6 protein-coding genes, 1 other RNA gene and 5 pseudogenes are annotated in these 13,615 nt (G+C 62.7%); 10 read left to right on the forward strand and 2 right to left on the reverse strand.

The features are described 5' to 3' along the window. Positions 1 to 55 precede the first annotated feature (55 nt). From J5I97_RS10440 to J5I97_RS10470, 7 genes and pseudogenes are all read left to right on the forward strand, one after another. A complete protein-coding gene (locus tag J5I97_RS10440) occupies positions 56 to 2,884 on the forward strand; it encodes a 2-oxoglutarate dehydrogenase E1 component (RefSeq protein ID WP_208586413.1) in 2,829 nt (942 codons plus the stop codon). Positions 2,885 to 2,925: 41 nt separating this feature from the next. Beyond that, positions 2,926 to 4,134, forward strand: coding sequence for a dihydrolipoyllysine-residue succinyltransferase (gene sucB / locus J5I97_RS10445; protein ID WP_208586415.1), 1,209 nt, complete (start codon positions 2,926 to 2,928; stop codon positions 4,132 to 4,134). A gap of 106 nt (positions 4,135 to 4,240) precedes the next feature. Continuing rightward, positions 4,241 to 5,683, forward strand: coding sequence for a dihydrolipoyl dehydrogenase (lpdA, locus tag J5I97_RS10450; protein ID WP_208586417.1), 1,443 nt, complete (start codon positions 4,241 to 4,243; stop codon positions 5,681 to 5,683). Positions 5,684 to 5,896: 213 nt separating this feature from the next. Then, positions 5,897 to 6,490: a TIGR00730 family Rossman fold protein gene (locus J5I97_RS10455; RefSeq protein WP_208586419.1), complete on the forward strand. Its 594-nt coding sequence runs from the start codon at positions 5,897 to 5,899 to the stop codon at positions 6,488 to 6,490. Between the two features lie 345 nt (positions 6,491 to 6,835). Then, a pseudogene (locus J5I97_RS19960) lies at positions 6,836 to 6,970 on the forward strand (IMPACT family protein); the annotation flags it as partial. Further along, complete coding sequence (locus J5I97_RS10465) at positions 6,967 to 8,736, forward strand: ABC transporter transmembrane domain-containing protein (RefSeq protein ID WP_208586421.1); 1,770 nt, start codon at positions 6,967 to 6,969, stop codon at positions 8,734 to 8,736. The pseudogene J5I97_RS19960 and the gene J5I97_RS10465, both read left to right, overlap by 4 nt. Positions 8,737 to 8,960: 224 nt before the next feature. Next, a pseudogene (locus tag J5I97_RS10470) lies at positions 8,961 to 10,081 on the forward strand (ABC transporter ATP-binding protein); the annotation flags it as partial. On the opposite strand, the pseudogene J5I97_RS10475 reads toward J5I97_RS10470, so the two are convergent. Next, positions 10,073 to 10,305 (reverse strand): annotated as a pseudogene (locus J5I97_RS10475) (ABC transporter ATP-binding protein); the annotation flags it as partial. The pseudogenes J5I97_RS10470 and J5I97_RS10475 overlap by 9 nt on opposite strands. A gap of 34 nt (positions 10,306 to 10,339) precedes the next feature. Here J5I97_RS10475 and J5I97_RS10480 point away from each other — a divergent pair. Both J5I97_RS10480 and J5I97_RS10490 read left to right on the forward strand, forming a co-directional pair. Further along, positions 10,340 to 11,341 (forward strand): annotated as a pseudogene (locus J5I97_RS10480) (efflux RND transporter periplasmic adaptor subunit). Between the two features lie 16 nt (positions 11,342 to 11,357). Then, positions 11,358 to 12,731: pseudogene (locus J5I97_RS10490) on the forward strand (TolC family protein). Positions 12,732 to 12,830: 99 nt separating this feature from the next. Here the strand turns inward: J5I97_RS10490 and J5I97_RS10495 are convergent. Next, positions 12,831 to 12,906: non-coding RNA, sX9 sRNA (locus J5I97_RS10495), on the reverse strand. A gap of 458 nt (positions 12,907 to 13,364) precedes the next feature. On the opposite strand from J5I97_RS10495, the gene J5I97_RS10500 reads away from it, so the two are divergent. Further along, a complete protein-coding gene (locus J5I97_RS10500; protein ID WP_208586425.1) occupies positions 13,365 to 13,559 on the forward strand; it encodes a hypothetical protein in 195 nt (64 codons plus the stop codon). Positions 13,560 to 13,615: the final 56 nt, after the last annotated feature.

Genomic DNA, 13,615 nt, shown 5'->3' on the forward strand with positions numbered 1-13,615 from the left:
ATCTCGCCCTGCCGCTTCCGCACAATGATCCCCACAGCAGACCCGACTTACCATCGTGGATAATCTCCTAAAGCAGTTCGCGCAGTCATCGCAGCTCGCCGGCGGCAACGCCGCCTATATCGAGGATCTGTACGAACAGTACCTCGTCGCCCCAGACAGTGTCGATCCTAAGTGGAAGAGCTATTTCGATGGCTTCAAAGGTCGGGAGGCTGGTGATGTACCGCATTCGGCGGCTATTGCCCACATACTCACTGCCTCCAGGCAAGCAGCCAATGCCGGGACCGGCGCTGGCGCCAGTGACGAGCGCGAGCGCAATGTCGGCCGTCTGATCACTGCCTATCGCGCACGCGGTCATCTCGGCGCGCAGCTCGACCCGCTCGGTCTGACTCCGCCGGTCAATCCGCCCGATCTGGATCTACCGTTCCACAGCCTGTCGCAAGCGGATCTGGACAGCGAGTTCAGTACCGGCGGTGTCGGTGGTCAACCACGGATGAAGCTAAAAGATCTGCTGGCTCGCCTAAAAGCGACCTATGCCAGCACCATCGGCGCAGAGTTCATGCATATTCAGGAATTCGCCCAGCGCCAATGGATCTACAAGCGCCTGGAAGATGCCGGCGGTAAGATCGCCAGCGACGCGGCCAGCCGCAAGCGCACGCTGGAGCGGCTCACCGCCGCCGAAGGCCTGGAGCGCTACCTGCATACCAAGTACGTCGGTCAAAAACGCTTCTCGCTGGAAGGCGGCGATGCGTTGATCCCGATGATGGACGAGATCATTCGCCAGTCCGGCAACGATCAGGTCAAGGACATCGTGATCGGCATGGCTCACCGCGGCCGCCTCAACGTGCTGGTCAATACCCTGGGCAAGAACCCGCGCAAGCTGTTCGACGAGTTTGAAGGCAAGTTCGAGCACGCCCACGACGACCGCGCGCACACCGGCGACGTCAAGTACCACATGGGCTTCTCGGCCGACATCGCCGTCGGTCGCGACAAGCAGGTGCATCTGGCGCTGGCGTTCAACCCGTCGCACCTGGAAATCGTCGACCCGGTCGTGGTCGGCAGCGTGCGTTCGCGTCAGGAACGTTTCGGCGATGCAGAGCGCAAGACCGTGCTGCCGATCCTGATCCACGGCGATGCCGCATTCGCTGGCCAGGGCGTGGTGATGGAGCTGTTCCAGATGTCGCAGGCGCGTGGTTTCGCGGTTGGCGGCACCGTGCACATCGTGGTGAACAATCAGATCGGCTTCACCACCAGCGCCCGCGACGACGCCCGTTCCACGCTGTATTGCACCGACGTTGCCAAGATGATCGGCGCGCCGGTTTTCCACGTGAACGGCGACGACCCGGATGCGGTGATGTTCGTGTCCAAGCTGGCCTACGAATTTCGCCAGAAGTTCAAGAAAGATGTGGTCATCGACCTGGTCTGCTACCGCCGTTGGGGCCATAACGAGGCCGATGAACCGGCAGCGACCCAACCGGTGATGTATCAGACCATCCGCAAGCACAAGACCACCCGCGAGCTCTATGCAGCCAAGCTGGAAAGCGACGGCGTGCTGAGTGCTGATGAGGCTAGGGCGCTGGTCGACGGCTACCGCAACAAGCTCGATTCGGGCCAATACACCACCGAATTGGCCACGCGCAAGCCGGACGAATTCGCCATCGATTGGTCCAGGTATCTGATCGGCACCCCTGCCAATCCGGTCGACACGCGCGTCAAGCGCGATCAACTGGACCGTCTGGCCAGGCTGATCACCACAATCCCGGAAGGCGTCGAGCTGCATGCACGCGTGGCCAAGATCTACGAGGACCGCGTCAAGATGGCCGCCGGCAATCAGCTGGGCGACTGGGGCTTTGCCGAAAACCTGGCCTACGCCACCTTGCTTGCCGAAGGCCACAAACTGCGTCTGGTTGGTCAGGACGCCGGCCGTGGCACGTTCTTCCACCGTCACGCGATCCTGCACGACCAGAAGACCGACAGCTATTACCTGCCGCTGCGCCAGCTGGTGCAGAACCCGGAAGACGCCACCGTGATCGATTCGCTGCTCAGCGAAGAAGCGGTGGTGGGCTTTGAATACGGCTACTCCACCACCGACCCGAATGCGCTGTGCATCTGGGAAGCGCAGTTCGGCGACTTCGCCAATGGTGCGCAGGTGGTGATAGACCAGTTCATCGCCGCTGGTGAAGCCAAGTGGGGCCGCATCGCGGGCCTGTCGCTGTTCCTGCCGCACGGCTACGAAGGCCAGGGCCCAGAGCACAGCTCCGCACGTCTGGAGCGCTTCCTGCAGCTGTGCGCGCTGGAAAACATGCTGGTGTGCGTGCCGACGACCCCGGCGCAGTGCTTCCACATGATCCGTCGTCAGATGCGCATGACGACCCGCAAGCCGCTGGTAGTGATGACGCCGAAGTCGCTGTTGCGCCACAAGCTGGCGGTGTCGAGCCTGGAAGAACTGGCCGACGGTGAGTTCCAGCATCTGATCCCAGATGCCAAGGCCGATGCCGGCAAGGTCAGGCGGGTGGTGCTGTGCTCGGGCAAGGTCTATTACGACCTGCTCGAAGATCAGACCAAGCGTGGCCAGGACGACGTTGCCATCCTGCGTGCGGAGCAGCTGTATCCGTTCCCGCGTGCGCAGTTGGCCGCCGAACTCAAGGCTTATGCCAATGCCACCGATGTGGTGTGGTGTCAGGAAGAGCCGCAGAATCAGGGCGCTTGGTACCAGATACGCCACCATCTGAACTCCTGCCTGTCCAGCGGTCAGAGCCTGCACTACGCCGGCCGTGCCCGTTCGCCCTCGCCGGCTGCCGGCCATATGGCTGACCACATCACTGAACAGCAGAAGCTGGTCGCCGATGCGCTACTTAATCCGTTCAACGACCAAGTCGCTGAATAACTCCTCTTCCCAAAAAACGAACACCCTAGGACGCCCCCCGAATGGCCACCGAAGTCAAAGTTCCGGTACTGCCCGAATCCGTTTCCGACGCCACCATCGCCAGCTGGCACAAGAAGGCGGGGGAAGCGGTCAAACGCGACGAGAATCTGGTCGACCTGGAAACCGACAAGGTCGTGTTGGAAGTTCCTTCGCCGGTCGACGGCGTACTGAAGGAAATCAAGTTCGAAGCCGGCAGCACGGTCACCAGCAACCAGATCCTGGCGATCATCGAAGAAGGCGCTGTGGCTGCTGCACCTGCCGAAGCGAAGAAGGCTGATGCACCGGCGCCTGCCGCTGCTGCGCCAGCCGCGGCTCCAGCACCGGCTGGCGCCGCTACGCCGACCGCTTCCAAGTCGTCGGCCGATGCCCTACCCCCGGGTGCGCGCTTCTCCGCGATCACCCAGGGCGTGGATCCATCGCAGGTCGAAGGCACCGGCCGTCGTGGCGCAGTGACCAAGGAAGACATCGTCGCCTTTGCCAAAAATGGCGGCGTCGGCAGGGCTAGCGGTGCACGTCCTGAAGAGCGCGTGGCGATGACCCGCGTGCGCAAGCGCATCGCCGAGCGTCTGATGCAGTCGAAGAACTCGACTGCAATGCTGACCACCTTCAACGAGGTCAACCTTGCCAAGGTTTCAGCTGCGCGCAAGGAACTGCAGGAGGAGTTCCAGAAGGCGCACGGCATCAAGCTCGGCTTCATGAGCTTCTTCGTCAAGGCAGCCGCCAACGCATTGCAGCGCTTCCCGCTGGTCAACGCTTCGATCGATGGCGACGACATCATCTATCACGGCTACAGCGACATCTCCATCGCCGTATCGACCGAGAAGGGCTTGGTCACACCAGTGCTGCGTAACGTTGAGCGCCAGTCGTTCGCCGAGATCGAGCAAGGCATCGCCGAGTACGCCAGGAAGGCGCGCGACGGCAAGCTGAGCCTGGAAGAACTGCAGGGCGGCACCTTTACCGTGACCAACGGCGGCACTTTCGGCTCGCTGCTTTCCACCCCGATCATCAACCCGCCGCAAAGCGCCATCCTGGGCATGCACGCCATCAAGGAGCGCCCGATCGCCGAGAGTGGCCAGGTAGTGATCGCACCGATGATGTATCTGGCGCTGTCCTATGACCACCGCATCATCGACGGTAAGGATTCAGTGCAGTTCCTGGTCGACATCAAGAATCAGCTGGAAAACCCGGGCCGGATGTTGTTCGGTCTGTGATGAAAGCCGGGATTGGTGATTCGGGATTGCGGATTGGCGAGAGCGACCCGGTCCCGAGGCATCCTGCTTTTCAAGAATCCCCAATTCCTAATCTCGTGAGCGAAGAATGAGCGAACAAGAACAATTCGACGTCGTCGTCATCGGTGCCGGTCCGGCCGGTTATCACGCAGCGATTCGCGCGTCCCAGCTGGGCATGAAAGTTGCCTGCATCGACTCGGCAATCGGCAAGGACGGCAAGCCCGCCCTGGGCGGTACCTGCCTGCGCGTGGGTTGCATTCCCTCCAAGGCATTGCTGGATTCCTCGCGCCAGTTCTGGAACATGGGCCACCTGTTCGGCGACCACGGCATAAGCTTCAACGACGCCAAGATGGACGTGCCCACCATGATCGGCCGCAAGGACAAGATCGTGAAGCAGTTCACCGGCGGCATCGCGATGCTGTTCAAGGCGAACAAGATCACCCCGTACTACGGCTTCGGCCAGCTGTTGCCGGGCAACATCGTCAAGGTCGCCCAGCACGAAGGCGGCGCGATCGAGCTCAAGGGCACCAACGTGATCCTGGCACCGGGCTCGGAGTCGATCGAGTTGCCGTTTGCCAGGTTCGATGGCGACACCATCGTCGACAACGTCGGCGGCCTGGATTTCACCGCCGTTCCCAAGCGTCTGGCGGTGATCGGCGCCGGCGTGATCGGGCTGGAACTAGGTAGCGTGTGGAAGCGCCTGGGCGCCGAGGTCACCATCCTCGAAGCGTTGCCGGATTTCTTGTCGCTCGTCGATGCAGAAGTGGCCAAGACTGCGCTGAAGGAATTCAAGAAGCAGGGCCTGGACATCAAGCTCGGCGCCAAGGTTAGCAAGACTGAGATCACCGGCAGCGGCGATGCCAAGCAGGTGGTGGTGAGCTACACCGACGCCGCCGGCGAGCAGACCTTCACGGTGGACAAGCTGCTGGTCGCTGTGGGCCGCAAGGCGGCAACCAAAAATGTGCTGGCCGAGGGCACCGGTGTCAAGCTCAGCGAGCGTGGCCAGATCGAAGTGGACGCGCATTGCCACACCGGTGTCGACGGCGTGTGGGCGATTGGCGACTGCGTGCGCGGCCCGATGCTGGCGCACAAGGGCTTCGAGGAAGGTATTGCAGTGGCCGAGCTGATCGCCGGTCTGCCGGGTCATGTCAACTTCGATACCATTCCGTGGGTCATCTACACCGAGCCTGAGATTGCCTGGGTCGGCAAGACCGAGCAGCAGTTGAAGGCCGAAGGCGTCGCCTACAAGGCCGGTAGCTTCCCGTTCGCAGCGATCGGGCGCGCCGTGGCAATGGGCGAGCCAGCCGGCTTGGTCAAGGTCATCGCCGATGCCGAAACCGATCGCGTGTTGGGCATGCATCTGGTCGGCGTTGGTGTTTCCGAGCTGGTGCACGAAGGCGTACTGACGATGGAGTTCAACGGCTCCGCCGACGACCTGGCTCGCATCTGTCACGCGCACCCGACTTTATCCGAAGCGATCCATGATGCCGCCATGGCGGTGAGCAAGCGCGCGATTCACAAGGCTAACTGACCGGGATTGATGGATTCGGGATTGGGAATTAGCAACGGCGGTTCCCGGTCTCGGGCGATGGCACGACGCCGGGTGAAAACCCGGCGTTATGTTTTTAAAGCCTTGTAATGCTCAGCCCACAAGCGCCATCTCTGCCGACAGCAACGCGTGCAATCAGCTGTGCAATCACCGCGGCACCACCCTGGGTTTTACGAATCCCCACTCCCAACTCCCATGAAATCCATCTGCGTCTACTGCGGCTCCAATGCCGGCAACAAACCCGCCTATGCGCAGCGTGCCACTGTGCTCGGGCAGCGCATCGCCAAGCAGGGCTTGCGGCTGGTCTATGGTGGCGGCAACATCGGGCTGATGGGCACCGTGGCCAATGCGGTACTGGCTGCCGGTGGCGAAGTCACCGGAGTAATTCCGCAGCAGTTGGCCGATTGGGAAGTGGCGCATCGTGGGCTGACCACGCTGGAAATCGTCGGCTCCATGCACGAGCGCAAGATGCGCATGTTTGAGCTGTCCGATGCCTTCGTCGCCCTGCCCGGCGGTTTCGGCACGATGGAAGAGATCTTCGAGATGCTGACCTGGCGTCAGCTCGGCATAGGTAACAAACCGTGCGCGTTTCTGGATATCGAAGGCTTTTACGCCCCGCTGCTCGGCATGATCGATCGCATGGTGGAAGAGCACTTCCTACATCCAGACCAGCGCACTGACCTGTGGTACGGCGCCGATATCGAGCAGATGCTGGAGTGGATGCAGCACTACACGCCGGCTCAGGCCTCGAAGTGGATCGACGAGAAGCGTCGCTCCACCTTGGTGTAATCCCAGGCGAATAACGCTTACCTGCCCCACCGCGGGGTCACGCGGCATCACGCGTCCTGTAAAGCGCCTACCTCAGCAACCGTACACCGATGCCGACGACAGCGCGACCGTGCGTGCCACAGGCTGTACCTGCACATCGCGCCTGTCGCGCACTCAGCACGCTGCAGCATGCGCCATTTGCCCGCCTACACCGGGTCAATCTGCCAGCTTGCAACGGCAATCACGACGACCGCAGCAATCGGCACCACCGCCTCGCATAGAATGGCGGCGATGTTCGATCCCCTCGCCGCTGAGACGCACCACAGCATGCACCTCAAGCACAGTCACTTTCTGGCCAACGCTGCCGTAGATGACCATTTCGACGCGAACGGTGCCGCATTGCGCGTGCAATTGCCTGCAGATCAGCTCGCCGGCTTGAAAACCCGCCTGTGCGACGCCACTGGCAATTGTGTTTACCTCTCAACACCGGAAGCTGCATGAATCAGCCAGGCGCTGCTAGCCCCAACCCATTGCGGAAGCTTGGCAGCCTGCGCACACTTTGGCCGTTCGTCAAACGCCAGCGCGGTCTGTTCACCGCCTGGCTGATTGCGCTTGCGATTTCATCCAGCGCCACGCTGAGCCTTCCGGCAGCGGTTAAACAGATGATCGACCACGGCTTCTCTGGTGGCTCGCAGATCAACCAGGCATTCGCACTTTTGTTTGCGGTCGCAGTGGTACTGGCACTGGCCACGGCCGCGCGCTTTTACTTTGTCGCATTGCTGGGCGAAAAAGTCGTCGCCGATCTGCGCGGCCGCCTGTATGCGCATCTGATCGGGCTGGATGCCGGCTTTCATGATCGCAGCCGCAGCGGTGAGCTGGTCTCGCGCCTGTCGGCCGATAGCGAACTGCTGCGCGGGGTGATCAGTACCACCATGTCCGTTGCGTTGCGCAGTTCGGTGACCGTGATCGGCAGCATGGTGATGTTGTTCGTCACCAGTCCACGTCTGGCCGGATTCACCCTGATCGGCATTCCGCTTGCTGTGCTGCCGATCGTGCTGGGCGCGCGGCGCCTGCAGAAGATTTCGCGCGCAAGCCAGGATCGCGTAGCCGATGCCAATACGCTGGCAGCCGAAACACTGGGTGCAGTGCGCACCGTGCAGGCGCATGCGCGCGAGCGCTACGAGAGCCAGCGTTTCAACAAGGCGCTGTTCGCAGCGATCGATACGGCGAAACTGCGTATCCGCACCCAGGCCACCGTGACAGCAGTGGCGATCATGCTGATCTTCGGCGCAATCGTCGCTGTGCTGTGGCTGGGCGCGCACGATGTGATCGGTGGGCGCATGACGCCCGGCACGCTAGGCCAGTTCGTGTTGTATGCCTTGATCGGCGGTGGCTCGATCGGTGCGTTGGCCGAGGTGTGGAATGAATTGCAGCGTGCTGCCGGCGGCATGGGCCGGGTCGGCGACTTGCTCGACGAGCAGCCGGCGATCGTGGCGCCAGCCACACCGCAGCCGTTGCCGCAACCGCTACGCGGTGCAATCCAATTCGATCAGGTGGTGTTCCATTATCCGCAGCGTCCCGATGCGCCGGCGCTGGATGGCTTCGACTTGCATGTCAGCCCCGGCGAAACCGTGGCGCTGGTTGGCCCGTCGGGGGCCGGCAAGAGCACGGTGTTGTCGATGCTGCTGCGATTCCACGATCCAATCAGTGGCAAGGTGCGCATCGACGATGTGGATCTGCGCGACACCGACCCGGTGTTGCTGCGAGAACGGATTGCACTGGTGCCGCAGCAACCCACGCTGTTCGCCGCCAGCGCTGCCGACAACATCCGCTACGGGCGGCTGGAAGCGTGCGACGCCGAGGTGGAAGCCGCAGCCGAAGCCGCCGAAGCCGCTATCTTTATCCGCGCCCTGCCCCAAAGCTACGCCAGCGAACTCGGCGAGCGCGGCACCCGTTTGTCCGGCGGCCAGCAGCAGCGTGTGGCGATTGCGCGGGCGCTGCTGAAGGACGCGCCGATCCTGTTGCTGGACGAGGCCACCAGCGCTCTGGACGCGCAGAGCGAGCGCGCTGTGCAGCAGGCGCTGGACCGACTGATGGAGGGGCGTACCACGCTGGTCATCGCGCATCGTCTGGCGACCGTGCTCAAGGCCGACCGCATCGTGGTGATGGATGCCGGCCGCATCGTCGCGCAGGGCACGCACGCGCAACTGATTGCCGAGGGAGGGCTTTATGCAGAACTGGCGCGCTTGCAGTTCATCGATCAATGACGCCCGGCTGACACCCGCCGCCGCCCACACTCAGTGCCTGCCTGATACCAAGCTCGGTTTGATCGCCAATCTACTGCCTGCGGTCGCCGCACAGGAAAATCCTATCCGTCGAATAAGCGCTCCGGCCTTGTTCAATACCTGCAACTGGTCAATGCTTAACTGAACTCATCAACGGAAGTCGAATGGCAGCGAAGCGGATCGGATGGCGGGAAGCGGGAAGCTAGCTGGCGGAAATCGTCGGGCCGGACATGCCCTATGTGCGCCTGGCTATGGTGTATGGCGTGGCGATCAGCCTGCTGTGACTGGCGACACCGATCTCGGTGCAGCTGCTGATCAACAGCGTTGCCAACACCGCACTGCCAAGGCCGCTGTGGACGCTATCGGGCCTGCTGCTGGTCGCCGGCCTGAGCGCGATGCGGGTGTGGATCATGGCGCTGTTCGAGCGCCGGCTGTTTTCGCGCGTGGTGGCCGAGATCACGGTGCGCGCGGTGCATGCGCAAAACCCGTTCTTCGCCGACCAGAACCGCGGCGACATGTTCAACCGCTACTTCGATCTGGTGGTGATGCAGAAAGCCGTGCCCAGCCTGGCGATCGGTGCCTTTACCATCGTGCTGCAATCGGCGGTCGGATTAATCGTCACCCGCTTCTACCCCCGTTCTTTCTTGGCTTCAACGCGCTGCTGCTGGTCATCATTGGCATCTGGATGATCTGGTCGCGAGGCTCGATCCGCACCGCAGTCGATCTGAGCCACGCCAAACACGAGGCCGTGCGTTGGCTGGAAAGTGTCGGCGGCTCGAATGGTTTCTACAAATCCAGCCGTCATCTCAATTTCGCGATGGATCGCTCCGAGGCTGTCACTGCCGCGCATGTGGATCGGCATCGGCGCCATTTCCGTTATAGCTTCACCCAGACGACGGCATTTCTGCTGGTCTATGCGATCGCCAGCGCCGCGTTACTGGCGCTGGGTGGCAACCTGATCCTGCGCGGCGAACTATCGATCGGCCAGCTGGTGGCGGCCGAGCTGATTCTGAGCGCGGTCTTCTACGGCATCTCACAGCTTGGCGGGTATCTGGACGCATTCTACGACCTGGTGGCCAGTTCCGAAGAGCTGTCGCTGCTGTTCGCTATCCCGCAGGAACGCGCTGTGGTGGCGTCAGGAAAGACGCCGGGCAACAGTGCGGTGCGGCTGGATGCCGTGGTGATCGACGGTGCGCGTTTCGACTTTTCGCTGGCTGCCGGCGAACGGTTGGTCATGCTGGCCGACGGCGGCGCGGAGCGACTGCTGGCGATGCTGGGCGGTCGCATTGCGGCCAGGGTGAGGAAGTGCGCGATCCGATCAGGGGCCTGCTGCATCGTTGGCCTCCTGTGTCGACGCGATCAGTTCGGCACGCGTGGCATAGCGCTGCTGCCGCTCTGGCTCCAGGCGGAACCAACCCCATCCAGGGTAATGTCTTTCGGTCTGCCGGTGCACAGCAGCGCGGTGGTTCCGGTCTCTTTCAAACGGCGCAGCATCCTGGTCGGGCGCTCGGCTGGAATCAGGTCGTACAGCTGCGACAGCATCAGCACGTGGCGCTTCAGCACCATCGCCAAGGCAGTGGCGTGGATGTTGTTGATCGGCATCGGCATCGCCGGTGCGATCCTGGCGCTGGCGCCGTGGGTGCAGACCGCCAGCGGCAAGGGCCAAGTGGTGTCGCTCGACCCGGGCGATCGGCAGCAGCAAGTCACCGCCTTCGTTCCAGGCCGTGTCGAGGCCTGGTAGGTGCACGATGGTCGGCATGTCTCGCGCGACGACCCGATCGCGCGCGTCGGCGATCTGGATCCGGACCTGCTCACCCGCCTGGCCAGCGAACGCGCGCAGGTACAGGCCGAAATCGCCGCCATCCAGCAATCGTGTGCGATCGCCAGCATCGACGTGGCACGCAGCAAGCAATTGCTTGCCGAAGGGCTGGCCGGCCACCGCGACTACGAGCTGACCCAGCTCAAGGTCGCCGAAGCCGATGCGAAATTGGCCAAGTCGCGCGCCAAGCTGACCCGTATCGACATCCAATTGAACCGCCAGTCCGCACAGCTGGTGCGTGCACCCCGCGACGGCCGCGTGCAGCAGCTCAACGCCGCCAGCGGCAGCGCTATGGTCTCGCCCGGCACTATGCTCACAGTCATCGCCCCGGAACGGGTGGAGCGCGCGGTAGAGCTGTATATCGACGGCCGTGACGTGCCGCTGATCCGCCCTGGCCACCCAGTGCGGCTGGAGTTCGCAGGCTAGCCAGCAATCCAGTTCAGCGGCTGGCCGTCGGTGGCGCACGGCATGTTCGACGGCCGCGTGCGCGCGATCGACCCCAATGCCGCGCCTGACGGCCTGTTCCGCGTTCTGGTCGAGCCTGCACCGGGCAAGCCGGCTCGACCTGCGCAAGAGTTCGCCCGCCAAGGCGGCAGGGTACGCGGCTGGGTACAGGGCGAGACAGTACGGGTCGGCTACGAACTATGGCGCCAGCTCAACAACTTCCCGCTCGAATTCGGCAGGCGCCCCACCGCGACCGCGCAGGATGAGGGCAAGGCCAAAGCGGCAGCGTCCAAGGCCGAAGACGACGCGAGGGGCAAGAAATGATCGCCGTCTTGTCGTCTTGCTGATCGCGCTTGCGCCAGGCGTGCCGGCCGCCCATACCACTCCGCTGACCCTGGCCGAGGTGCTGCAGTCCTCGGCCCGTACCGCGCGGCAGATTGTCGAATCGCTGGCGAAGGTCCGTCAGGCCCAAGGCAAAGAGATGTCGGCCGATGGCGCATTCGACACTGTGTTCGACATCGACGGCCGCTCGCGCGAGGCTGGCTACTATGACGGCGCCGCGATCGAAAGCAGCGTCAAGCGACCGTTCGATAACAACGGTGGCTATTACTACTTGGTTATCGGTCCTCGCGTGGCGCATTCCCGGTCTATGAAGACAAGTCCTACACCGACCGCGGTGGCGAAGTAAAAGTAGGCGCGCTGTACGCGCTGCTGCGCGACCGCGTGGTCGACGAACGCCGCAGCCGCCGCAGCGTCGCCAGCTCCGACATCAATGTCGCCCAATACGAAGCGGAGATGGTTGCCATCGGCGTGCAGCGGCGCGCGGTGGACGCCTACCAGAGCTGGGTTGCAGCGGGCCTGAAGCTGCACGCATACAACGACCTACTGCAATTGGCCGAGCAACGCCATTTCCCGGCAGGTGACGTTGGGCGCGCGGCCCACCATCCTGCTGACCGAAAACGACCAGAACCTGGTGCGTCGACGCGCGTTGGTGGTGCGCTCGGAACAGGAGTTCGCCAATGCAGCCAATGCCTTGTCGCTATATCTGCGCGACGAAGCCGACATGCCGCTGATCGTCTCCGCCGAGCGCCTTCCGGCCGATACCTCGGCATTGGAGGGCCTAGCCGGCGCCAGCAAAATCACCGCGCCGGTAGAACGCCCCGATTACCGTGCCGTGCTGACCCGAATCGACCAGGCCACCGCGCGGCTGATGCTGGCGCAGAACGATCTGAAACCACGGCTGGATGTGAGTGTCGAAGTCAGCAAGGATCTGGGCGCACCCGGCGTCGGCGGCCCGAACCGCTCGCCAACCGATGCCATCATCGGCTTCCGTTTCAGCGTGCCGCTGGAAAACCGTGCCGCCAAGGGTCGCGTTGCCGAAGCGCGCGCCGAGATCGAAGCAATGGATCAATGCAGCCGTTTCCTGCGCGACCAGATCTCGGTAGAGGTCGAGTCGGTCGTGATCTGGCTCAACGCAGCCGAGCGGCTGGCGAAGATCGCCGACGAAGAACGCAGCTTGGCAGACCGTCTTGCTGCGGCCGAACGACGCCGTTTCGAACTGGGATCTGGCAACTTTTTCCTGGTCAACCAGCGCCAAGAAACCGCCAACGACGCCCGCGTGCGCCTGATCGATGCGCAGGCGCGCAGTGCCTCGGCACACGCCGAACCGGCAGCGGCAACCGCCGACAGGGATGCGCTGCAGCTGAGTCGCTGAGTGGTCAGTGACTGCCTTGCAGAGCAGTAGATGCTGGTTAGCTGAGTGTTGTTAGCTGAGCGTGGTTGGTTGCTCTGGTTATCAGCGACGCCTAAGAGCGGCTAACAAAACGTACCGAGCAGTCGTCAGGCGGGTGCGGACGGCGCGCAGGAACCGGAGTGTACGCCTGATACATGCCGATTCGGAGCACCGGCCGCGCCCGCCTGGCGGTGAGCGCAGTCGTTTTGTTAGCCGCTCTAACTCCAACCCTCGCTCCAAGCGAGCTGTTGTTATCGCGACAAGCAGGTATCACCGCGCAAAATTGCTTAGGGACAGTATTGCCAAGCGCGATACCGATACCGGCTGCACTGGCTGGGTGAACCTGGTTCTTCTGTTTCAGCATGCTGGACCCACTCTCGTCCGATGCAGCACGCACCGATTCTCAATCGGTGCATGACGCATCGAACACGCGCGCGACTGCTGCCGAAGACGCACTGCATGCTGACGAGTTCGACTTGAACCGCCCGAATCGCAGTCCATCCCGCAATGACGCCTGGGTAACACCTGCGCGCACATGCTCGCCTCACCGGCCCGACGCCGGTGGTGGGATCGCTAGCGATCTGCACTGCAACCTTGGATCATTCGGAGGTGCCTATGTCTTTCCGGCAATTTCCCGCGATCGATGCAGATGGCGAGCCTTACGTCATCATCGAATTTCGCGACGAACAGCAACCCCATCCGAACGCGCAGGCCGCGCCACGTTACGAACTTCCAGATGGCCGCCACCTGTTACGGCAAGGCCAGCGCTTTGTTACCGAAGGTGGGGAACTGCGCCTTTCCACGTCCTGAAATGACATTGATCATTTTTTAACCACTCAAAGCACAGCCCTTGCACTGCAAGGACT

Origin of the sequence: Xanthomonas fragariae (assembly GCF_017603965.1) — a bacterium.
Taxonomy (GTDB): domain Bacteria; phylum Pseudomonadota; class Gammaproteobacteria; order Xanthomonadales; family Xanthomonadaceae; genus Xanthomonas; species Xanthomonas fragariae_A.